The following is a 19511-nucleotide window of genomic DNA, read 5'->3' as shown; positions in this document are numbered from 1 at the left end:
TGTACAAACATTCAACAATCAAAAATAAAATTCATCCGTTATTGAAACAGATAACTGAGTGAGATGAGTTTTATTTTTTATTTTGGATTGCGACTAAAAAATGGGTAATCGACAATCACTGCACTGTCCAATAACGCTCTTCTTAGCATATCAAACGCTATCGCTGTGCTCGCTGCTCGAATCATTTGACGTTTTTTAACGGGGAAGGTAAGCATTTGACTATGTATGCCGCCATTTTTAACTGCCAGCGCAATTGCTACAGTACCAACAGGCTTTGTCTCAGTGCCACCGTCAGGGCCTGCAATTCCACTGGTTGCAATAGCATAATCACTGTCTAAGAGCGTCCTAACTCCTTCAGCCATTTCCTCAACTGTTTTTATTGATACAGCACCATGATCATCTAACGTTTGTGGCTTAACCCCTAAGAGTTTCACCTTTGACTCATTGCTATATGTCACTAAGCCGTGTTGTAAGTATCCAGAGCTACCCGGAAAGTCAATAAGCTGACTTGCTATCATCCCGCCGGTACATGATTCTGCAACACTCAAACTTAAACCTGAGTGCGATAAACAGTGATGGATTTCTTCAGCTAAAGAGGCGTGTGTATCAGAAACAACGACATTGCCTAAATTTTTCTTAACGTCATCAGTAACTGCATCAATACAATTGATTGCCGCTTGTCCGCGGGCGAAGATCTTCACATCTATGTATGGCATAGATGATCGATACCCAAGTTCTATTCCTTCAGGCAAAACGAGTGAACTAAGCTGATCTTGTAGAGATGATTCGCCTTGTCCAATGGTCAGCAATTTATTTATTGAAGTTGCTGATTTAGCACCTAACTCATCTTGAATGAAAGGAATAAATTGTTCATTTATCATTTGCTTCATTTCAAAAGGAACACCTGGAGTAAAGAATAGCCAAGCACGATTGAATTTCACTCTAAAACCACAAGCGGTTCCCACAGGGTTATCAACCAATATTGCAGATTCAGGTAACATAGCTTGCTTTAAATTGCTCTGAGGCATGATTCTATTATTATCAGCATACCAAGATTCGAGTCGTTCACGCCAAAGAGAACTTTCAACCAACGATTCCTGTTTTGCCTTGGCCATCGCTAACGCCGACATGTCATCAGTTGTAGGACCTAAACCACCATTAACAATGATGACATCAGCAAACTGGCTACGTTCCCGAAAAACTGAAATAAGATCTTCCATACGATCACCAACGGTAACACGACGAGACAATTCGACACCTACATCCATAAGCTTTGCTGCAACCCATGCTGCATTGGTATCAATAATTTGACCTAATAAAACTTCTTCGCCTGTGCATATCATTTCGACTTTCATAATAATCCTTGTATTGACATTGCTCTAGTAACATGGAAATTAGTTTTTGTTAATAAAACAAAAAACGGAAATTAAACACGCGAGATAAATAGTTAAAGAACATGGAGCATAAAGAAAAGACGTGCCAAAAACCATCAAGTAAAAATAGCATAATAGAAGTTAGCTAAACACGGCTATAAAATTGAGATATAAAAAAACCGAGCCTAGGCTCGGTTTTTAGATGAATAATATTAAATATTACTCAGCAGCTTCTGCATCAACAGCTTCAGCGGCTTCTGGGCGACCTACTAACTCGATGTAAGCCATTGGGGCTTTATCACCGGTACGTAGACCACATTTTAGAATACGAGTGTAACCACCAGGACGTTCCTGGAAGCGTGGACCCAATTCTGAAAATAACTTACCTACAACTTCAGCGTCGCGGGTACGAGCAAAAGCTAAACGGCGATTTGCAACGCTGTCTACTTTAGCAAGTGTTATTAGAGGTTCAACTACGCTACGCAGTTCTTTCGCTTTTGCTACAGTTGTCTTGATAATCTCATGACGAACTATTGAGCATGCCATGTTACGGAACATAGCTTGACGATGACTGCTGTTGCGGTTCAGTTGACGACCACTCTTACGATGGCGCATGACCTAATCCTTATAACCTAAATCTGTACTAACCTGAGAACTTATAGGTCGTCTGCTAAACTAGCTGGAGGCCAGTTTTCAAGACGCATACCTAACGACAGTCCGCGAGACGCTAAAACATCCTTAATCTCAGTAAGAGATTTCTTACCTAAATTAGGGGTTTTAAGCAACTCAACTTCAGTGCGTTGTACCAGATCTCCGATGTAATGAATCGCTTCGGCTTTCAAACAGTTAGCCGAACGTACAGTTAGCTCTAAATCGTCGACAGGACGCAGTAATATCGGATCGAATTCCGGTTTCACTTCTTCTGGCGGCTGCTCAGTCACATCACGTAGTTCTACAAACGCATCTAGCTGTTCAGCTAAAATTGTTGCAGAACGTCGAATTGCTTCCTCGGGATCGATAGTGCCATTAGTTGTCATATCGATAACGAGTTTATCTAAGTCAGTACGCTGTTCAACACGGGCAGCTTCAACATTATATGCAATGCGTGCTACTGGTGAAAAAGAAGCATCAACCAACAAGCGACCGATTGGGCGATCATCATCTTCAGTTTGTGCTCTAGCAGAAGCTGGAACATAACCACGACCACGCTCAACACGAATTCGCATGCTGATATCATTATTACCTGTCAAATGACAGATAACATGATCAGGATTCATAACGGTAACATCACCGTCATGTGTGATATCGGCTGCTGTAACAGGGCCTGCGCCTGACTTACTCAGGGTAAGTAAAGCTTCATCTTTACCCTCAATAGTTACTGCTAAGCCTTTTAGGTTTAACAATATTTCAAGGATATCTTCTTGTACGCCTTCCTTACTGCTGTATTCATGCAGCACACCATCAATTTCTACCTCTGTGACAGCACAGCCTGGCATTGATGATAATAGGATGCGACGCAACGCGTTACCTAAGGTATGGCCAAAACCACGTTCTAGTGGTTCTAGGGTAACTTTAGCGCGTGTTGAATTAACCTGCTCAATATCAACGAGACGCGGTTTAAGAAATTCTGTAACAGAACCCTGCATTGTGTCCTCTCTTGTTTGTTAGCTTTACTTAGAGTAAAGCTCGACGATCAGCTGTTCGTTAATATCCGCAGACAAATCGCTACGTTCTGGTAGACGCTTGAAAGCACCTTCCATTTTCGCATTGTCGACTTCTACCCATGTAGGCTTTTCGCGTTGGCCAGCTACTTCTAAAGACGCTTTAATACGTGCTTGAGTACGTGACTTTTCACGGATGCTTACAACATCATTCGCAGACACTTTGAATGACGGAATGTTAACAACACGACCGTTAACCATAATAGATTTATGGCTGACTAGCTGACGTGATTCTGCACGAGTAGCACCAAAACCCATACGATAAACGACGTTATCTAGGCGGACTTCTAAAAGTTGTAATAAGTTTTCACCAGTATTACCCTTTAGACGTGCAGCTTCTTTGTAGTAATTACGGAATTGCTTTTCTAGCACACCATAAATACGACGAACTTTTTGTTTCTCGCGTAATTGTAAACCGTACTCAGACAAACGAGGCTTACGAGCGCCGTGTTGTCCTGGTGCAGCTTCAAGCTTACACTTCGAATCGATTGCTCTCACACCGCTTTTTAAGAAAAGGTCTGTACCTTCTCGGCGGCTGAGCTTGAGCTTAGGACCCAAGTATCTTGCCATGATCTTTCTCCAACTATCCTATAACGATGTGCTATACACGACGTTTTTTAGGTGGACGACAACCATTGTGAGGGATAGGTGTCACATCAGTAATGTTGGTAATTTTGTAACCAACTGCGTTCAGTGCGCGAATCGCTGATTCACGTCCTGGACCTGGACCCTTCACAAAAACTTCAAGGTTTTTAACACCATAATCTTGTGCGGCAACACCTGCACGCTCTGCAGCAACCTGTGCAGCAAATGGAGTAGATTTACGTGAACCACGGAAACCTGATCCACCAGAGGTAGCCCAAGACAAAGCATTACCTTGACGATCGGTAATGGTTACGATTGTGTTATTGAAAGACGCATGGATATGAGCCATGCCATCTGCAACCTGTTTACGTACGCGCTTACGCGGAGAACGTGACGGAACTTTAGCCATTTTGGTTTACCTTCCCGTTACTTTCTAATTGGTTTACGTGGACCTTTACGCGTACGCGCATTGGTCTTAGTACGTTGCCCACGAAGAGGCAGGCTACGACGATGGCGGAGACCACGATAACAACCAAGGTCCATAAGACGCTTGATGTTCATTGAAATCTCACGACGTAAGTCACCTTCTACTTCATACTTGGCAACTTCTTCGCGTAGGGTGTCGATTTGAGCTTCGCTCAATTCCTTGATCTTAGCATCTTCAGCAATTGAAGTAGCAGCGCAAATTGCTTTTGCACTGGTACGTCCAATACCAAAGATAGCAGTCAATGCAATGACTGTATGCTTTTGATCAGGAATGTTAATGCCAGCGATACGGGCCACTATGCACTCCTTAAATGTTAAAGGTCATCTGCGAAAAGCCCGAAAGGATACTCTACAGACGACAGATTTGCAAACTATATTTGGTCAGCTCATTAAATGAGCTGACCAACTTCTTTCTTAGCCTTGACGCTGTTTGTGTTTTGGTTCAACACAGATAACGCGTACAACGCCACTACGCTTGACGATCTTGCAATTACGGCAGATCTTCTTCACGGAAGCTCGAACTTTCATTTCATCACTCCGTTAAGCAATCTATTCTAACAAACTAAATTAATTTGGTTTGTTAACTAGATTAGCTTTCTTCATAACAGACTCATACTGATTTGACATCATATGGGTCTGAACCTGAGCCATGAAGTCCATGATTACAACTACAATAATTAGTAGTGAAGTACCGCCAAAATAAAACTGTACTTTCCATGCAATTAACATGAACTCCGGAATTAAACAGATAAAGGTAATGTACAATGCACCAGCTAATGTTAGGCGAGTCATTACTTTATCAATGTAACGCGAAGTTTGTTCACCGGGACGGATCCCTGGAATGAATGCACCACTTTTCTTCAAGTTATCCGCTGTTTCACGTGGGTTAAATACCAACGCTGTATAGAAGAAACAGAAGAAAATAATTGCTAACGCATACATTAATGAATACAGCGGTTGTCCTGGTGACACAGCTAAGGCGAAATCGCTTAACCATGACATAGACTCATTTTGTCCAAACCACTGTGCCAGTGTGCCTGGAAACAAAATAATGCTGGATGCAAAAATTGGTGGAATCACACCTGCCATGTTCACTTTTAGTGGTAAGTGAGTGCTTTGCGCAGCAAAAACCTTACGGCCTTGTTGACGCTTAGCATAGTTGACAACTATACGACGTTGTCCACGCTCAACGAAAACCACTAAATAAGTAACAGCAAATACAATTACAGCAAGTAGCAATAATAGCAAGACATTCAAGTCACCTTGACGCGCTTGTTCAGCCGTTTTACCGATAGCAGATGGTAAGCCAGCAACAATACCTGCGAAAATTAATATCGAGATACCATTACCAATTCCACGCTCAGTAATTTGCTCGCCTAGCCACATAAGGAACATCGTTCCAGTTACTAAGCTAACGATAGCAACAAAATAGAATGCAGGACCAGGATTAGCAACTAAACCTGGCATCAGGTTAGGTAAACCTGTTGCAATACCGATCGATTGGAGCGTACCAAGAACCAAGGTCCCATATCGAGTATATTGACTAATTTTTTTACGTCCTGACTCGCCTTCTTTTTTCAATTCAGCAAGTGCAGGATGCACAACAGTCAACAACTGCATAATGATCGAAGCCGAAATATACGGCATGATACCTAATGCAAATATAGAAGCACGCTCTAATGCGCCACCCGAGAACATGTTAAACATGCCAAGGATGGTATTTTTTTGCTGTGCAAACAATTCGGCTAATACAGCAGCGTCAATACCAGGAATTGGTACAAACGAACCGGCTCTAAAGACGATAATTGCACCAATCACGAACAGTAGACGAGCCTTCAATTCAGATAAGCCGCCTTTCGCGCTTTTTAAATCAAGTCCTGGTTTTGCCATCGACGTATTATTCCTCGATCTTACCGCCAGCAGCTTCGATAGCTGCACGTGCACCTTTGGTTACCTTTAGACCTTTAACGGTCACTGGGCGATCAATGGTACCTGAAAGAACGATTTTAGCAAACTGGATGTTGCGAGTGATTACATTCGCATCTTTCAGAGTGTTTAGATCGACAACATCACCGTTAACTTTTGCTAGTTCGAGTAAACGAACTTCTGCCGATACCAAAGCTTTACGTGAAGTGAAACCAAATTTAGGTAAACGGATTTTAAGTGGCATTTGACCACCCTCAAAACCAACGCGTACGCCGCCACCAGAACGAGACTTTTGTCCCTTGTGACCACGGCCAGCTGTTTTACCTAAACCAGAACCAATACCACGACCTACACGCTTAGGTGCAGACTTTGAGCCTGCTGCAGGAGAAAGTGTATTTAAACGCATTATTAATCCTCCACCTTAACCATGTAGTAAACTTTGTTAACCATACCGCGAACTGAAGGAGTATCTTCAACTTCAACAGTGTGGTTAATACGACGCAGACCTAAGCCTAATAAACATGCACGATGCTTTGGTAAGCGACCGATGCTGCTTTTGGTCTGTGTAACTTTAATTGTTTTAGTAGCCATGGTGCATTACCCCCGAATTTCATCAACATTCAGGCCACGCTTAGCTGCAATTTGCGCTGGTGACTTCATATGCACCAATGCATCTACAGTTGCGCGAACAATGTTGATCGGGTTAGTAGAACCGTATGCTTTCGACAGAACGTTACGAACGCCTGCTACTTCCAATACGGCACGCATTGCGCCACCGGCGATAATACCGGTACCTTCCGATGCTGGTTGCATGTAAACTTTAGAACCAGTATGGCGACCTTTAACTGGATGGTGCAAAGTGCCCGCATTCAGTTCAACAGTTACCATATTACGACGGGCTTTTTCCATTGCTTTTTGAATAGCAGCTGGAACTTCGCGCGCTTTACCATAGCCATAGCCAATCTTACCGTTACCATCACCTACAACTGTTAGTGCAGTGAAGCTAAAGATACGACCGCCTTTAACGACTTTAGAAACACGATTTACAGCAATCAATTTTTCTTGCAAATCGTCTTTTTGCTGAGCTTCTAATTTAGCCATTTATAACCCCTTAGAATTTCAGGCCAGCTTCACGAGCAGCGTCTGCTAATGCAGCCACACGTCCGTGATACTTGAAACCAGAACGGTCGAACGCAACTGTTGCTACGCCCTTCTCGATCGCACGCTCAGCAACAATTTTACCTACTGCTTTAGCCGCATCTACGTTACCGGTACTCTTTAGTTGCTCTTTAACCGTTTTTTCAACAGTTGAAGCAGCTACTAACACCTGAGCTTCAGGATTAATTACCTGAGCATAAATGTGACGCGGTGTACGATGTACAACCAGACGATTCACGCCCAGCTCTTGGATCTTCTTACGTGCACGAGTAGCGCGACGTAAGCGAGATGTTTTCTTATCCATATCGCGTTACCTACTTCTTCTTAGCCTCTTTACGGCGTACTTGTTCGTCAGCATAGCGAACACCTTTACCTTTATAAGGTTCTGGTGGACGGTAACCGCGAATTTCAGCAGCGACTTGACCAATTAACTGCTTATCAACACCTGAAAGGGTAATATCAGTTTGGCTAGGACATTCTGCTTTAACGCCTGCGGGAAGTTCGTGAACCAATGGGTGAGAAAAACCTAACGTTAAATCAATGCCATTACCTGCAACTTTTGCACGGTAACCAACACCCACTAATTTTAGTTTTTTCTCAAAACCCTGAGAAACACCAACAACCATGTTGTTTACTAGTGCACGAGCTGTACCTGCCTGCGCCCAAGCGTTAGAAACGCCATCGACAGGACCGAACTTAACTTGTGCATCTTCAACTGTAACATTGACCGCATTGTTGATTACTCGAGTCAGACTACCTTTAGTACCTTTTACGGTAAGGGTCTGTTCGTTTAAAGTCACCTCTACGCCTGCAGGGATAGTGACTGGTGCTTTTGCAACACGAGACATTACTAACTCCTTACGCTACGTAGCAGATAACCTCACCACCCGTGCCATTTTGGCGGGCGGCACGATCAGTCATCAAGCCTTTAGAAGTGGAAACAATTGCGATACCCAGACCGCCCATCACTTTAGGAAGTTCGTTTTTACCTTTGTAAATACGAAGTCCTGGACGTGATACACGCTGGATAGTCTCAACGACTGGTTTGCCTTGGAAATACTTTAAAGTGATTTCTAATTCAGGCTTAGCTTCATCTGCTACGGCGTAGTCAGTAATGAAACCTTCTTCTTTAAGTAATTTCGCAATTGCTACTTTTAACTTAGCTGAAGGCATCTTTACAGATACGTGGTTAGCAGCTTGGCCGTTACGAATACGGGTTAACATATCCGAAATAGGATCTTGCATGCTCATATTAGCTTACTCCGTGACAAGTACTTACCAGCTGGCCTTACGCAGACCAGGAACTTCACCACGCATGGTAGCTTCACGTAATTTAATACGGCTAAGGCCGAATTTACGTAGAAAACCATGTGGGCGACCAGTTTGATTACAGCGGTTGCGTTGACGCGCAGCGCTAGAATCACGTGGTAGTGCTTGTAACTTTAGAACTGCATCCCAGCGAGCTTCTTCAGAAGTCTCAGGATTGCTGATCAAAGCTTTAAGCGCTAAACGCTTTTCAGCATATTTAGCTACGAGCTTTGCACGTTTTGATTCACGTGCTTTCATAGATGATTTAGCCATTATGCTACCCTTATTTCTTGAATGGGAAGTTAAATGCGTCTAACAAAGCACGACCTTCTTCGTCATTCTTCGCAGTAGTAGTGATAACAATATCCATACCACGAATCTTATCGATTTTATCATAATCGATTTCTGGGAAGATGATCTGCTCACGCACGCCCATTGCGTAGTTACCACGACCGTCAAACGCTTTTGCGCTTAAGCCACGGAAGTCACGAATACGTGGGATTGCAATGTCAACTAAACGCTCTAAAAATTCCCACATACGCTCACCGCGTAGGGTCACTTTACAGCCAATAGGGTAGCCTTCACGGATTTTAAAACCTGCAACTGATTTACGTGCAACAGTTACAATTGGTTTTTGACCAGCAATTGCAGTCATATCACGGAGCGCATGCTCCATAACTTTCTTGTCTGCAACAGCTTCGCCAACACCCATGTTAAGGGTGATTTTATCAATCCGAGGGACTTGCATGACACTGGTAAAACCGAACTTTTTAGAAAGTTCTGCAATCACAGTCTCTTTGTATTTATCATGCAGTTTCGCCATCGTTTACTCCAAATTACTTAACGAGTTCGCTGTTCGACTTGAAGAAACGGACTTTTTTGCCGTCTTCAATTCGGAAACCAACACGATCTGCCTTGCCTGTGGCTTGGTTAAAGATCGCTACGTTTGATGCTTGTATCGGTGCCTCTTTCTCGATAACACCACCAGTTACGCCCAGTTGAGGGTTTGGCTTTTGGTGTTTTTTAACAAGATTGATGCCTTCAACAATCAATTTACCAGTAGGTAAAACTTGAGAAACTTTTGCACGTTTCCCTTTATCTTTACCTGCTAATACAATTACTTCGTCTTCACGACGGATTTTTGCTGCCATTTTGAAGCTCCTTACAGTACTTCAGGTGCCAGCGAGACAATTTTCATGAACTGCTCAGTACGCAATTCACGTGTCACTGGTCCAAAGATACGAGTACCAATCGGTGCAAGGTTTGCGTTAAGCAAAACTGCTGCATTCCGATCGAAGCGAATGACAGAACCGTCTGGACGACGTACGCCTTTCTTAGTACGGACTACCACCGCGTTATATACATCACCTTTCTTCGCTTTTGCGCGAGGAATCGCTTCTTTAACAGAAACTTTAATAATGTCGCCGATTCCGGCATAACGACGATGAGAGCCACCCAAGACCTTAATACACTGAACTCGACGTGCGCCACTATTACATGCGACGTCTAGAGTCGATTGCATTTGGATCATTTCAAGTGCTCCGCTATCGTTACTACACAAATCCCACTATGGGATCTATTCTTGACCATTTTTGAGCGAAATTACTCGAAAATGGCGCGCAAGTATAACACCACAGATTTGGATTGCATAGGGAAAAAAAACAAACGGCCCCAATTTTTTGGAGCCGTTTAGGTTTACCTAATGAATATTAGGCTTTTGTTACTACTTCAGCCAATGTATAAGACTTAGTCTTAGAAAGAGGACGACACTGGCTAATTGCCACTACATCACCTTCGTTACATTGATTGGTTTCGTCATGTGCATGGATCTTAGTAGTACGCTTAATGTATTTCCCATAAATTGGGTGTTTCACTTGGCGTTCGATAGCAACAGTAATAGACTTATCCATTTTGTTACTAATTACTTTACCCTGCAAAGTACGGGTTTTATCAGACATTACGCACCTGCCTTAGAAGTAATAATGGTCTTAACACGCGCAATGTTACGACGCACTAGTTTCAATTGATGTGTTTGGCTCAATTGACCAGTAGCGTGTGACATACGCAGATTAAACTGCTCACGCAGCAGACCAAGTAATTCAGCGTTCAATTCTTCAACGCTCTTTTCTCTTAGTTCGCTCGCTTTCATTACATCACCGTCTTAGTTACGAAGGTAGTCTTCAGAGGTAGTTTAGCAGATGCCAAAGCAAACGCTTCACGCGCTAACTCTTCAGGCACGCCGTCCATCTCATAAAGAACCTTACCAGGTTGAATCTGACATACCCAGTATTCAACGTTACCTTTACCTTTACCCATACGCACTTCAAGAGGCTTAGAGGTAATTGGCTTGTCAGGGAAAACTCGAATCCAAATTTGTCCTTGACGTTTTACGTGACGTGTCATGGCACGACGTGCAGATTCGATTTGACGAGCAGTTAAACGGCCACGGCCAACTGCTTTCAAACCAAAAGTACCAAAGCTAACTTCAGTACCGTTCGCTAGACCACGGTTGCGGCCTTTGAACATCTTGCGAAACTTCATACGTTTAGGTTGCAGCATTGCCGGCTCCTATTTACCACGAGGCTTGCGTTTAGATTGCTGCTTCGGCTCTTCAAGTGCTGGGATAATACCGTCAAGAACTTCACCTTTGAAGATCCAAACTTTAATACCAATCACACCATATTGAGTGTGACTTTCAGCTGTTGAATAGTCGATATCAGCACGTAGAGTATGTAGAGGTACACGACCTTCACGATACCATTCAGAACGTGCGATTTCAGCGCCACCTAAACGGCCACTCACTTCAACTTTGATACCTTGAGCACCGATGCGCATTGCATTTTGTACCGCTCGCTTCATAGCACGACGGAACATAACACGACGTTCTAATTGCTGAGCAATACTGTCTGCAACTAATTTGGCGTCTAACTCAGGCTTACGGATTTCAGCGATGTTGATTTGAGCAGTAGTGCCTGTAATTTTAGACACATATGCACGTAATACTTCAACGTCTTCACCTTTCTTACCAATCACAACACCTGGACGAGCAGTGTGAATAGTAACGCGGATGCTTTTCGCTGGGCGTTCAATGACAATCTTAGATACTGATGCAGCCTTTAACTTCTCAGTTAAATATTGGCGCACTTCCCAGTCGCTGTTCAGATTATTTGCATAATCTGACTTATCTGCGTACCAGGTAGAGATCCAAGGCTTAGTGATACCCAGACGGATACCATTAGGATGTACTTTCTGTCCCATTGCTCTCTTCTCCTAGCGATCTGATACAACCACAGTAATGTGGCTGGTACGCTTCATGATACGATCAGCGCGGCCTTTCGCACGAGGCATGATACGCTTCATAGTTGGTGCTTCGTCAACGAAGACTTTACCAACTTTAAGCTCATCGATATCTGCACCTTCGTTGTGTTCGGCGTTTGCGATAGCTGAGTCAAGTACTTTTTTAACTAGTACGGCGGCTTTCTTTGGGCTGAAAGTCAAAATCTCGAGTGCCTTATTAACAGGCAGACCGCGAATTTGATCAGCAACTAGACGGGCCTTCTGCGCAGACGTACGAGCAAAACGATGTTTAGCTAAAACTTCCATCTTATTTCTCCCGTATTAACGCTTCTTCGCTTTCTTATCAGCAGCATGGCCGCGATAAGTGCGAGTTGGTGAAAACTCACCAAGCTTGTGGCCGATCATTTCGTCAGTTACGAACACAGGTACGTGCTGACGACCATTATGGACAGCGATGGTCAACCCAATCATATTAGGGATGATCATTGAGCGGCGAGACCAAGTCTTAATTGGTTTTTTATCTCCCGCTTCCATCGCTTTCTCTACCTTCTTCAGCAAGTGCAGGTCAATGAATGGACCTTTCTTGAGAGAACGTGGCATGGGCGAATCCTCTTACTATTTGTTACGACGACGTACAATGTACTTGTCAGTGCGCTTGTTACTACGAGTTTTATAACCCTTAGTTGGCACACCCCATGGACTTACTGGATGACGACCACCAGAAGTACGACCTTCACCACCACCATGTGGATGGTCTACCGGGTTCATTGCAACACCACGAACTGTAGGGCGTACGCCTCTCCAGCGTTTAGCACCTGCTTTACCTAACTGGCGTAGCATGTGCTCGGCATTACCAACTTCACCGAATGTCGCGCGGCAATCAACTGGAACTTTACGCATTTCGCCTGAGCGAAGACGTAGAGTTGCATAAGCGCCATCACGAGCAACAACTTGTACATAAGCACCAGCTGAACGAGCGATCTGAGCACCTTTACCAGGCTTCATTTCTACCGCGTGAACAACACTACCTACAGGAATGTTGCGTAACGGCATTGCGTTACCGGTCTTGATTTCGGCATCGATACCAGATTGGATTGCGTCACCAGCTTGCATACCTTTAGCAGCAAGAATATAGCGGCGTTCACCATCTGCGTATAATACTAGCGCAATGTGCGCTGTACGGTTTGGATCGTACTCAAGACGTTCGATTTTTGCAGGGATACCATCTTTATTGCGTTTGAAGTCAATAATACGGTAATGCTGCTTGTGTCCACCACCGATGTGACGAACAGTGATACGACCAGTATTGTTACGGCCACCACTTTTAGACTTTTTCGCCAACAAGCCAGCAAAAGGTTTACCCTTATGCAGGTCAGTGTTTACCACTTTAACAACGTGGCGACGACCAGCAGAGGTAGGCTTACACTTAATAACTGCCATGATAATTCTCCTTTGCTTACTCAGCGCCGACGAAATCGATGTCAGCACCAGCAGCTAGAGTAACGTAAGCTTTTTTCCAATCGCTACGACGACCAACACGGCCACCAGTGCGTTTAGATTTGCCTTTGTTAACTAAAGTGCGAACCGAATCAACTTCAACTTCAAATAGCTTCGCTACTGCAGCTTTAATTTCTGCTTTAGTCGCATCAATCGCTACACGGAAAACTACAGTGTTGTTTTTCTCAGCAACAATAGTGCTCTTTTCAGAGATATGCGGCGCTAAGATAACTTTTAGCAAACGTTCTTCGCGGATCATGCTAGCATCTCCTCGATTTGCTTCACTGCGTCAGCAGTAACTAAAACAGTGTTGAACGCGATTAGACTTACTGGGTCAAGACCCGCTACGTCACGTACGTCAACTTTGTATAAGTTGCGAGCTGCTAAGAATAAGTTCTCATCAACTTCTGCAGTAACAATCAGAACGTCGTCTAATTTAAGCTCATTCAATTTCGCTTTTAGCTCTTTAGTTTTAGGAGCTTCAACGCTGAATGACTCAACGACAACAAGACGTTCTTGACGTACCAATTCAGAAAGAATGCTCTTAAGAGCACCACGGTACATCTTCTTGTTAACTTTTTGGCTGTGATCTTGTGCTTTAGCAGCGAATGTTACGCCACCGCCACGCCAGATTGGGCCTTTAACACTACCGGCACGAGCGCGGCCTGTGCCTTTTTGACGCCAAGGCTTTTTGCCTGAGCCTTTTACTTCCGCACGAGTCTTTTGAGCACGAGTGCCCTGACGCGCGTTTGCAGCATAAGCTACAACTACCTGATGAACCAGTGCCTCGTTAAAGTCACGGCCGAAGGTAGTTTCGGAAACTTCAAGAGCGCTTTGGGCGTCTTTCAATACCAATTCCATTACTATCTCCTCAGACCTTAAGCTTTAACGGCAGGTTTGATAATCAGGTCGCCATTGGTAGCGCCTGGAACTGCGCCGCGTACTAATAACAAGTTACGCTCTGCATCAACACGTACAACATGTAGATTTTGAGTTGTTACTTGCTCAGCACCCATATGGCCTGACATCTTCTTGCCTTTGAATACGCGACCTGGCGTTTGGTTCTGACCAATAGAACCATTCGCACGGTGCGCTAATGAGTTACCGTGAGTCATGTCTTGAGTACGGAAGTTCCAACGCTTAATACCGCCTTGGAAACCTTTACCTTTCGACTGACCAGTAACGTCTACTTTCGCTGTGTCAGCGAAAATATCAACATTTAGCTCAGCACCAACTTCAATGCCTTCGCCTTCACCATCTGCTAAACGCATTTCCCATAAACCACGACCGGCTTCAACGCCGCCCTTGGCAAAGTGACCTGCTTCTGCTTTGGTGATGCGATTGGCTTTTTTGGTACCTGTAGTTAACTGAAGTGCACGATAACCGTCGTTTTCTAAAGTTTTCACTTGAGCAACGCGATTGCCAGCAACTTCAATTACTGTTACAGGGATTGACGCACCATCTTCAGTGAAGATGCGGGTCATACCCACTTTACGACCAATAAGACCGATAGCCATCTCTCAAACCTCTTCTAAGGATCTCAATTAACCTAAGCTAATCTGAACGTCGACACCAGCCGCAAGATCTAAACGCATTAATGCGTCTACTGTCTTCTCTGTTGGCTCTACGATGTCAACTAAACGCTTGTGGGTACGAATTTCGTACTGATCACGAGCATCTTTGTTAACGTGCGGAGAGATCAAAACGGTATAACGCTCTTTGCGTGTTGGTAGTGGAATTGGACCACGTACCTGCGCGCCTGTACGCTTAGCAGTTTCAACGATTTCCGCTGTAGACTGATCAATCAAACGATGATCAAAACCTTTCAAGCGGATACGGATTCTTTGGTTCTGCATTGACCAGAGCTCCTAAAATGGACACATAAAAAATCACCCTCTAGCTTCTTCCTTATGGAAAAGCAGAGCGAGATGATTTAACCGTTAGACTCCCAATCGGAGTCCCTATGAATATGAAAAAACCATATCGGTTTTTCACTTTATTTTCTCTGTACTAGTACAGAGAGGGGCAATTATACAGATCAATAATTAAAGATCAAGCCCGTTGTGTAATTAATCTGCTATTGCAGTAATACACAATTTATTTGCGTAGTTTACTGTTATCTATAAAAAGTGCAACTTTTTATAGATAACAAAAAAGGAAGCCGAAGCTTCCTTTTTAGATGTGAGTTAAAATCTGCTATTAAGCAATGATTTTAGCTACAACACCAGCACCTACTGTACGGCCACCTTCACGGATAGCGAAACGTAAACCGTCGTCCATCGCGATTGGGTAGATTAGTGTAACAACCATTTTGATGTTATCACCAGGCATTACCATTTCTACGCCTTCTGGTAACTCAATAGTACCAGTTACGTCAGTTGTACGGAAATAAAACTGTGGACGGTAACCTTTGAAGAATGGTGTGTGACGTCCACCTTCATCTTTCGAAAGTACGTATACTTCTGATTCGAAAGTGGTGTGTGGAGTGATGGTTCCTGGCTTAGCAAGAACTTGACCACGTTCTACTTCATCACGCTTAGTACCACGTAATAGAACACCACAGTTCTCACCTGCACGACCTTCGTCAAGCAGTTTACGGAACATTTCAACACCTGTACAAGTTGTTGTTGTAGTGTCTTTGATACCAACGATTTCTACATCGTCTGATACGCGGATGATACCACGCTCTACACGACCTGTTACAACTGTACCACGACCTTGAATTGAGAATACATCTTCAATTGGAAGTAGGAAAGGCTTATCAATATCACGCTCTGGCTCTGGAATATAAGTATCTAGCGCTTCTGCAAGTTCTAGTACTTTAGCTTCCCAATCAGCTTCGCCTTCTAGCGCTTTAAGTGCTGAACCTTGGATTACTGGTAAGTCATCACCTGGGAAGTCATATTCTGAAAGAAGTTCACGAACTTCCATCTCTACTAATTCTAGTAGTTCTTCATCGTCAACCATGTCACATTTGTTCATGAATACGATGATGAAAGGTACACCAACCTGACGTGAAAGTAGGATGTGCTCACGAGTCTGTGGCATTGGGCCATCTGTCGCTGCTACTACTAAGATTGCGCCGTCCATTTGGGCTGCACCAGTAATCATGTTTTTAACATAATCCGCGTGACCAGGACAATCTACGTGTGCGTAGTGACGTGTTGGTGTGTCATATTCGATGTGAGAAGTATTAATAGTAATACCACGCTCACGCTCTTCTGGAGCATTATCGATTTGTGCGAAATCTTTAACATCACCGCCGTATGCTTTAGTCAATACTGCTGAGATTGCTGCTGTTAAAGTAGTTTTACCATGGTCAACGTGACCAATTGTGCCCACGTTTACGTGTGGTTTGCTACGTTCAAATTTTTCTTTAGCCACAATATATTCCTTTCTTTTCAGAAGTGCTCGATTTGTCGAGCTATATACAATTAATTAAGCACCTAACTATAATTAGGTACGTGATTCAATAATCGCTTTTGCAACATTTTGCGATGCTTGGTCATATTTCAAAAACTCCATAGAGTACGAAGCACGACCTTGTGTAGCACTACGCAAGTCTGTTGCATAACCAAACATTTCAGCTAGGGGAACAACTGAGTGAACGATTTTAACACCACCTAGGCCATCGTCCATACCTTCAATTAATCCGCGACGACGGTTGAGATCACCCACCACATCGCCCATATAATCTTCAGGTGTTGTTACTTCTACTTTCATGCAAGGTTCGAGCAAAACAGGGTCAGCTTCTAGAGCGCCCTTTTTAAAGCCCATGGAACCAGCAATTTTAAAAGCCATCTCGTTAGAGTCTACATCATGGTATGAACCATCAAATAGTGTGACTTTTACATCAAGAACAGGATAACTGGCTAATACACCATTTTTCATTTGTTCTTGAATACCTTTGTCAACCGCTGGGATGAATTCACGAGGAACCACACCACCTACGATTTCATTGACAAATTCGTATCCAGCCCCTTCTGCTAGTGGTTCGATTTTCAGCCATACATGACCAAATTGACCGCGGCCACCTGATTGGCGGACGAACTTACCTTCCACTTCAACACTGCTACGAATAGTTTCTCGGTATGCCACTTGTGGCTTACCAACATTACATTCAACACCAAACTCGCGACGCATACGGTCGACGATGATATCTAAATGTAACTCACCCATTCCAGAGATGAGTGTTTGAGCGGTATCTTCATCTGTTTCAACACGAAATGATGGATCTTCTGCAGCTAATTTCTGCAAAGCAATCCCCATTTTGTCTTGAGCAGCTTTCGAACGTGGCTCAACGGCAATGGTAATTACAGGCTCTGGAAACTCCATTCGCTCAAGAATTACTTTTTTATCGTTGTCACATAGAGTATCGCCGGTTGTGACTTCTTTTAACCCAATAGCCGCTGCAATGTCACCCGCGCGAACTTCTTTTAGTTCGGTACGGTCGTTTGCATGCATTTGCACCATACGACCAATACGTTCACGTTTTTGTTTGACTGAATTGTATACTGAAGCGCCAGTTTCTAGCACGCCCGAATACACTCGGATAAAGGTTAAAGTACCAACAAACGGGTCAGTCGCAATCTTGAACGCAAGGGCTGCAAAAGGAGCGTCATCATCAGATGGACGTTCAACTTCCTTCTCATCCATATCAATACCCTTAATAGCAGGGACATCGACAGGTGCAGGTAAGAAATCTACAACCGCGTCAAGTACAGCTTGCACACCTTTGTTCTTAAATGCAGAACCGCAGGTTACAAGAACAATTTCATTATTGATTGTTCGCTGACGTAGGGCTTGCTTAATCTCTTGTTCTGACAGCTCACCTTCTTCAAGGTATTTGTCCATCAGTTCATCAGAGGCTTCAGCAGCACTTTCTACCAAATACTCATGCATTTCTTCGGCTTTAGCCAAAAGATTTGCAGGAATTTCTTCATAAGAGAAAGTCACTCCTTGATCTTCATCAGACCAATTAATCGCTTTCATCTTGATCAAATCAATAACACCTTTGAAGTTTTCTTCTGCCCCAATATTCAATTGAATAGGGACACAGTTTGCTCCTAGGCGGTTACGAATTTGGTCGACCACGCTATCAAAGTCAGCACCAGCACGGTCCATCTTATTGACGAACACTATTCTTGGTACTTCATATTTGTTGGCTTGACGCCAAACAGTCTCTGATTGAGGTTCTACGCCTGATGAGCCACAAAATACAACTACTGCGCCATCAAGAACACGTAAAGAACGCTCCACTTCAATGGTGAAGTCAACGTGGCCGGGAGTATCGATGATATTAATACGATGTTCAGTGAATTGAGCATCCATACCACGCCAGAAAGCAGTTACTGCAGCAGATGTGATAGTAATACCACGCTCTTGCTCCTGAACCATCCAATCTGTTGTAGCGGCGCCATCATGCACTTCACCGATTTTATGAGACAAACCGGTATAGAACAGAACACGTTCTGTTGTGGTAGTTTTACCTGCATCCACATGAGCGACAATACCGATGTTGCGGTAATGCTCAATTGGGGTTGTACGAGCCACTTTTATACCCTCTCAACTAAAGTGTAAACTTTAGTAAATATCAACAATATGAGGCGGGCATTAGCCCGCCTCATTATATTACCAACGGTAATGAGCAAAGGCTTTGTTTGCTTCAGCCATACGGTGAACGTCTTCACGTTTCTTAACAGCTGTACCTTTGTTTTCAGATGCGTCTAACATTTCACCTGCTAGACGTAGAGCCATAGATTTTTCACCACGCTTGCGAGCAGCTTCAACTAACCAGCGCATCGCTAGTGCGTTACGACGCACTGGACGAACTTCGCATGGAACTTGATAAGTTGAACCACCAACACGACGAGATTTAACCTCGACTGATGGGCGAACATTTTCAAGTGCTGCGTCAAGGATGCTTAAATGTTCTTCGCCTTTTTTCTCAGCAACAACATCTAACGCCTTGTAAATAATTTTTTCAGCAGTCGACTTTTTGCCGTCCTGCATGATGACGTTGATGAACTTAGCCAGCAACTCACTTTGAAACTTTGGATCTGGTAGGATTTTACGTTGTCCTACAACGCGACGTCTTGGCATATTAATTCTCCGTATGCTTCAGGTATTTCCAAAACTGGAATGTCTATAAATTTAGCTT

The 19511-nt window shown here is 43.7% G+C and carries 32 protein-coding genes; all 32 read right to left on the bottom strand.

Annotated elements, in window-relative coordinates; genetic code table 11:
* Positions 1-77: 77 nt before the first annotated feature.
* The 32 genes from G3R48_RS12000 to rpsG all read right to left on the bottom strand — a co-directional run bounded on the left by G3R48_RS12000 (position 78) and on the right by rpsG (position 19453).
* Complete coding sequence (locus G3R48_RS12000; protein WP_153666279.1) at positions 78-1355, bottom strand: CinA family nicotinamide mononucleotide deamidase-related protein; 1278 nt, start codon at positions 1353-1355, stop codon at positions 78-80.
* Between the two features lie 237 nt (positions 1356-1592).
* A complete protein-coding gene (gene rplQ / locus G3R48_RS11995; protein ID WP_153666278.1) occupies positions 1593-1988 on the bottom strand; it encodes a 50S ribosomal protein L17 in 396 nt (131 codons plus the stop codon).
* Between the two features lie 41 nt (positions 1989-2029).
* Positions 2030-3019 (bottom strand): DNA-directed RNA polymerase subunit alpha, encoded by a 990-nt coding sequence (locus G3R48_RS11990; protein ID WP_153666277.1) that lies wholly within the window; start codon positions 3017-3019, stop codon positions 2030-2032.
* 24 nt (positions 3020-3043) lie between these two features.
* The gene (rpsD, locus tag G3R48_RS11985; RefSeq protein ID WP_153666276.1) at positions 3044-3664 is read right to left on the bottom strand and encodes a 30S ribosomal protein S4; all 621 of its coding nucleotides are present in this window, start codon (positions 3662-3664) and stop codon (positions 3044-3046) included.
* Positions 3665-3695: 31 nt separating this feature from the next.
* Positions 3696-4088 (bottom strand): 30S ribosomal protein S11, encoded by a 393-nt coding sequence (gene rpsK, locus G3R48_RS11980; protein ID WP_130600098.1) that lies wholly within the window; start codon positions 4086-4088, stop codon positions 3696-3698.
* A gap of 17 nt (positions 4089-4105) precedes the next feature.
* Positions 4106-4462: a 30S ribosomal protein S13 gene (rpsM, locus tag G3R48_RS11975; RefSeq protein WP_212593333.1), complete on the bottom strand. Its 357-nt coding sequence runs from the start codon at positions 4460-4462 to the stop codon at positions 4106-4108.
* Positions 4463-4579: 117 nt separating this feature from the next.
* Positions 4580-4693, bottom strand: coding sequence for a 50S ribosomal protein L36 (gene rpmJ / locus G3R48_RS11970; RefSeq protein WP_006083579.1), 114 nt, complete (start codon positions 4691-4693; stop codon positions 4580-4582).
* A 39-nt stretch (positions 4694-4732) separates the two neighbouring features.
* A complete protein-coding gene (gene secY / locus G3R48_RS11965) occupies positions 4733-6055 on the bottom strand; it encodes a preprotein translocase subunit SecY (RefSeq protein WP_153666275.1) in 1323 nt (440 codons plus the stop codon).
* Positions 6056-6062: 7 nt separating this feature from the next.
* A complete protein-coding gene (gene rplO / locus G3R48_RS11960; protein ID WP_153666274.1) occupies positions 6063-6497 on the bottom strand; it encodes a 50S ribosomal protein L15 in 435 nt (144 codons plus the stop codon).
* Between the two features lie 2 nt (positions 6498-6499).
* Complete coding sequence (gene rpmD, locus G3R48_RS11955; protein WP_153666273.1) at positions 6500-6682, bottom strand: 50S ribosomal protein L30; 183 nt, start codon at positions 6680-6682, stop codon at positions 6500-6502.
* A 6-nt stretch (positions 6683-6688) separates the two neighbouring features.
* Positions 6689-7192, bottom strand: a complete 504-nt coding sequence (gene rpsE / locus G3R48_RS11950; RefSeq protein WP_153666272.1) for a 30S ribosomal protein S5 — start codon at positions 7190-7192, stop codon at positions 6689-6691.
* 10 nt (positions 7193-7202) lie between these two features.
* Complete coding sequence (gene rplR / locus G3R48_RS11945; protein ID WP_153666271.1) at positions 7203-7553, bottom strand: 50S ribosomal protein L18; 351 nt, start codon at positions 7551-7553, stop codon at positions 7203-7205.
* 10 nt (positions 7554-7563) lie between these two features.
* Positions 7564-8097 (bottom strand): 50S ribosomal protein L6, encoded by a 534-nt coding sequence (gene rplF, locus G3R48_RS11940; protein ID WP_153666270.1) that lies wholly within the window; start codon positions 8095-8097, stop codon positions 7564-7566.
* A gap of 10 nt (positions 8098-8107) precedes the next feature.
* Positions 8108-8500, bottom strand: coding sequence for a 30S ribosomal protein S8 (rpsH, locus tag G3R48_RS11935; protein ID WP_153666269.1), 393 nt, complete (start codon positions 8498-8500; stop codon positions 8108-8110).
* A 24-nt stretch (positions 8501-8524) separates the two neighbouring features.
* A complete protein-coding gene (gene rpsN / locus G3R48_RS11930) occupies positions 8525-8830 on the bottom strand; it encodes a 30S ribosomal protein S14 (protein ID WP_153666268.1) in 306 nt (101 codons plus the stop codon).
* Positions 8831-8840: 10 nt separating this feature from the next.
* Positions 8841-9380, bottom strand: a complete 540-nt coding sequence (gene rplE, locus G3R48_RS11925) for a 50S ribosomal protein L5 (protein ID WP_153666267.1) — start codon at positions 9378-9380, stop codon at positions 8841-8843.
* 13 nt (positions 9381-9393) lie between these two features.
* Positions 9394-9708: a 50S ribosomal protein L24 gene (gene rplX / locus G3R48_RS11920; RefSeq protein WP_153666266.1), complete on the bottom strand. Its 315-nt coding sequence runs from the start codon at positions 9706-9708 to the stop codon at positions 9394-9396.
* Positions 9709-9719: 11 nt separating this feature from the next.
* Positions 9720-10088, bottom strand: coding sequence for a 50S ribosomal protein L14 (gene rplN, locus G3R48_RS11915; protein ID WP_011494644.1), 369 nt, complete (start codon positions 10086-10088; stop codon positions 9720-9722).
* Positions 10089-10266: 178 nt separating this feature from the next.
* Complete coding sequence (gene rpsQ / locus G3R48_RS11910) at positions 10267-10515, bottom strand: 30S ribosomal protein S17 (RefSeq protein ID WP_153666265.1); 249 nt, start codon at positions 10513-10515, stop codon at positions 10267-10269.
* A complete protein-coding gene (gene rpmC / locus G3R48_RS11905; RefSeq protein ID WP_153666264.1) occupies positions 10515-10706 on the bottom strand; it encodes a 50S ribosomal protein L29 in 192 nt (63 codons plus the stop codon). The genes rpsQ and rpmC overlap by 1 nt, the downstream gene beginning before the upstream one ends.
* On the bottom strand, positions 10706-11116 hold the full coding sequence (rplP, locus tag G3R48_RS11900) for a 50S ribosomal protein L16 (protein ID WP_153666263.1): 411 nt from the start codon (positions 11114-11116) through the stop codon (positions 10706-10708). The genes rpmC and rplP overlap by 1 nt, the downstream gene beginning before the upstream one ends.
* Positions 11117-11125: 9 nt before the next feature.
* Positions 11126-11815 (bottom strand): 30S ribosomal protein S3, encoded by a 690-nt coding sequence (rpsC, locus tag G3R48_RS11895; RefSeq protein WP_153666262.1) that lies wholly within the window; start codon positions 11813-11815, stop codon positions 11126-11128.
* Positions 11816-11827: 12 nt separating this feature from the next.
* Positions 11828-12160: a 50S ribosomal protein L22 gene (rplV, locus tag G3R48_RS11890; RefSeq protein WP_153666261.1), complete on the bottom strand. Its 333-nt coding sequence runs from the start codon at positions 12158-12160 to the stop codon at positions 11828-11830.
* A 15-nt stretch (positions 12161-12175) separates the two neighbouring features.
* Positions 12176-12454 carry a 30S ribosomal protein S19 gene (gene rpsS / locus G3R48_RS11885; protein ID WP_006083596.1) on the bottom strand — a complete coding sequence of 93 codons (279 nt, stop codon included), beginning with the start codon at positions 12452-12454 and terminating at the stop codon, positions 12176-12178.
* Positions 12455-12469: 15 nt separating this feature from the next.
* Positions 12470-13294, bottom strand: a complete 825-nt coding sequence (gene rplB / locus G3R48_RS11880) for a 50S ribosomal protein L2 (protein ID WP_153666260.1) — start codon at positions 13292-13294, stop codon at positions 12470-12472.
* A gap of 16 nt (positions 13295-13310) precedes the next feature.
* Complete coding sequence (gene rplW, locus G3R48_RS11875; RefSeq protein WP_153666259.1) at positions 13311-13610, bottom strand: 50S ribosomal protein L23; 300 nt, start codon at positions 13608-13610, stop codon at positions 13311-13313.
* Positions 13607-14212 carry a 50S ribosomal protein L4 gene (gene rplD, locus G3R48_RS11870; RefSeq protein WP_153666258.1) on the bottom strand — a complete coding sequence of 202 codons (606 nt, stop codon included), beginning with the start codon at positions 14210-14212 and terminating at the stop codon, positions 13607-13609. Before rplD ends, rplW begins: the two co-directional genes overlap by 4 nt.
* Before the next feature lie 17 nt (positions 14213-14229).
* Positions 14230-14868, bottom strand: coding sequence for a 50S ribosomal protein L3 (gene rplC, locus G3R48_RS11865; RefSeq protein ID WP_153666257.1), 639 nt, complete (start codon positions 14866-14868; stop codon positions 14230-14232).
* 27 nt (positions 14869-14895) lie between these two features.
* Complete coding sequence (gene rpsJ, locus G3R48_RS11860; protein WP_011635639.1) at positions 14896-15207, bottom strand: 30S ribosomal protein S10; 312 nt, start codon at positions 15205-15207, stop codon at positions 14896-14898.
* A 343-nt stretch (positions 15208-15550) separates the two neighbouring features.
* Positions 15551-16735 carry an elongation factor Tu gene (tuf, locus tag G3R48_RS11855; RefSeq protein ID WP_212593330.1) on the bottom strand — a complete coding sequence of 395 codons (1185 nt, stop codon included), beginning with the start codon at positions 16733-16735 and terminating at the stop codon, positions 15551-15553.
* 72 nt (positions 16736-16807) lie between these two features.
* A complete protein-coding gene (gene fusA / locus G3R48_RS11850; protein WP_212593332.1) occupies positions 16808-18904 on the bottom strand; it encodes an elongation factor G in 2097 nt (698 codons plus the stop codon).
* Between the two features lie 78 nt (positions 18905-18982).
* Positions 18983-19453, bottom strand: coding sequence for a 30S ribosomal protein S7 (rpsG, locus tag G3R48_RS11845; protein WP_153666331.1), 471 nt, complete (start codon positions 19451-19453; stop codon positions 18983-18985).
* Positions 19454-19511: the final 58 nt, after the last annotated feature.

The organism is Shewanella intestini (genome assembly GCF_018221465.1).
GTDB classification, from domain to species: domain Bacteria; phylum Pseudomonadota; class Gammaproteobacteria; order Enterobacterales; family Shewanellaceae; genus Shewanella; species Shewanella intestini.
Note: the sequence above shows the minus strand (reverse complement) of the source record. Positions and strands in the feature narration are given on the sequence as shown.

Excerpts from the sequence above, each read along its gene's own strand:
- rpsE (WP_153666272.1), bottom strand. The coding sequence starts at position 7,192 with ATGGCTAAATTAGAAGCTCAGCAAAAAGACGATTTGCAAGAAAAATTG.
- rpsC (WP_153666262.1), bottom strand. The coding sequence starts at position 11,815 with ATGGGACAGAAAGTACATCCTAATGGTATCCGTCTGGGTATCACTAAG.
- rplR (WP_153666271.1), bottom strand. The coding sequence starts at position 7,553 with ATGGATAAGAAAACATCTCGCTTACGTCGCGCTACTCGTGCACGTAAG.
- rpsS (WP_006083596.1), bottom strand. The coding sequence starts at position 12,454 with ATGCCACGTTCTCTCAAGAAAGGTCCATTCATTGACCTGCACTTGCTG.
- rplC (WP_153666257.1), bottom strand. The coding sequence starts at position 14,868 with ATGGCTATCGGTCTTATTGGTCGTAAAGTGGGTATGACCCGCATCTTC.
- rpsJ (WP_011635639.1), bottom strand. The coding sequence starts at position 15,207 with ATGCAGAACCAAAGAATCCGTATCCGCTTGAAAGGTTTTGATCATCGT.
- rplE (WP_153666267.1), bottom strand. The coding sequence starts at position 9,380 with ATGGCGAAACTGCATGATAAATACAAAGAGACTGTGATTGCAGAACTT.
- secY (WP_153666275.1), bottom strand. The coding sequence starts at position 6,055 with ATGGCAAAACCAGGACTTGATTTAAAAAGCGCGAAAGGCGGCTTATCT.
- rplD (WP_153666258.1), bottom strand. The coding sequence starts at position 14,212 with ATGGAATTGGTATTGAAAGACGCCCAAAGCGCTCTTGAAGTTTCCGAA.
- G3R48_RS12000 (WP_153666279.1), bottom strand. The coding sequence starts at position 1,355 with ATGAAAGTCGAAATGATATGCACAGGCGAAGAAGTTTTATTAGGTCAA.
- rplN (WP_011494644.1), bottom strand. The coding sequence starts at position 10,088 with ATGATCCAAATGCAATCGACTCTAGACGTCGCATGTAATAGTGGCGCA.
- rpsH (WP_153666269.1), bottom strand. The coding sequence starts at position 8,500 with ATGAGCATGCAAGATCCTATTTCGGATATGTTAACCCGTATTCGTAAC.
- rplX (WP_153666266.1), bottom strand. The coding sequence starts at position 9,708 with ATGGCAGCAAAAATCCGTCGTGAAGACGAAGTAATTGTATTAGCAGGT.
- rpsD (WP_153666276.1), bottom strand. The coding sequence starts at position 3,664 with ATGGCAAGATACTTGGGTCCTAAGCTCAAGCTCAGCCGCCGAGAAGGT.
- rplF (WP_153666270.1), bottom strand. The coding sequence starts at position 8,097 with ATGTCTCGTGTTGCAAAAGCACCAGTCACTATCCCTGCAGGCGTAGAG.
- rpmC (WP_153666264.1), bottom strand. The coding sequence starts at position 10,706 with ATGAAAGCGAGCGAACTAAGAGAAAAGAGCGTTGAAGAATTGAACGCT.
- rplO (WP_153666274.1), bottom strand. The coding sequence starts at position 6,497 with ATGCGTTTAAATACACTTTCTCCTGCAGCAGGCTCAAAGTCTGCACCT.
- rpsQ (WP_153666265.1), bottom strand. The coding sequence starts at position 10,515 with ATGTCTGATAAAACCCGTACTTTGCAGGGTAAAGTAATTAGTAACAAA.
- rplP (WP_153666263.1), bottom strand. The coding sequence starts at position 11,116 with ATGCTGCAACCTAAACGTATGAAGTTTCGCAAGATGTTCAAAGGCCGC.
- rpsG (WP_153666331.1), bottom strand. The coding sequence starts at position 19,453 with ATGCCAAGACGTCGCGTTGTAGGACAACGTAAAATCCTACCAGATCCA.
- G3R48_RS11990 (WP_153666277.1), bottom strand. The coding sequence starts at position 3,019 with ATGCAGGGTTCTGTTACAGAATTTCTTAAACCGCGTCTCGTTGATATT.
- rpsN (WP_153666268.1), bottom strand. The coding sequence starts at position 8,830 with ATGGCTAAATCATCTATGAAAGCACGTGAATCAAAACGTGCAAAGCTC.
- rplB (WP_153666260.1), bottom strand. The coding sequence starts at position 13,294 with ATGGCAGTTATTAAGTGTAAGCCTACCTCTGCTGGTCGTCGCCACGTT.
- rplW (WP_153666259.1), bottom strand. The coding sequence starts at position 13,610 with ATGATCCGCGAAGAACGTTTGCTAAAAGTTATCTTAGCGCCGCATATC.
- rpmJ (WP_006083579.1), bottom strand. The coding sequence starts at position 4,693 with ATGAAAGTTCGAGCTTCCGTGAAGAAGATCTGCCGTAATTGCAAGATC.
- rpsK (WP_130600098.1), bottom strand. The coding sequence starts at position 4,088 with ATGGCTAAAGTTCCGTCACGTTCTCCGCGTAAGCGCGTACGTAAACAG.
- rpmD (WP_153666273.1), bottom strand. The coding sequence starts at position 6,682 with ATGGCTACTAAAACAATTAAAGTTACACAGACCAAAAGCAGCATCGGT.
- rplV (WP_153666261.1), bottom strand. The coding sequence starts at position 12,160 with ATGGAAGTTTTAGCTAAACATCGTTTTGCTCGTACGTCTGCGCAGAAG.
- rplQ (WP_153666278.1), bottom strand. The coding sequence starts at position 1,988 with ATGCGCCATCGTAAGAGTGGTCGTCAACTGAACCGCAACAGCAGTCAT.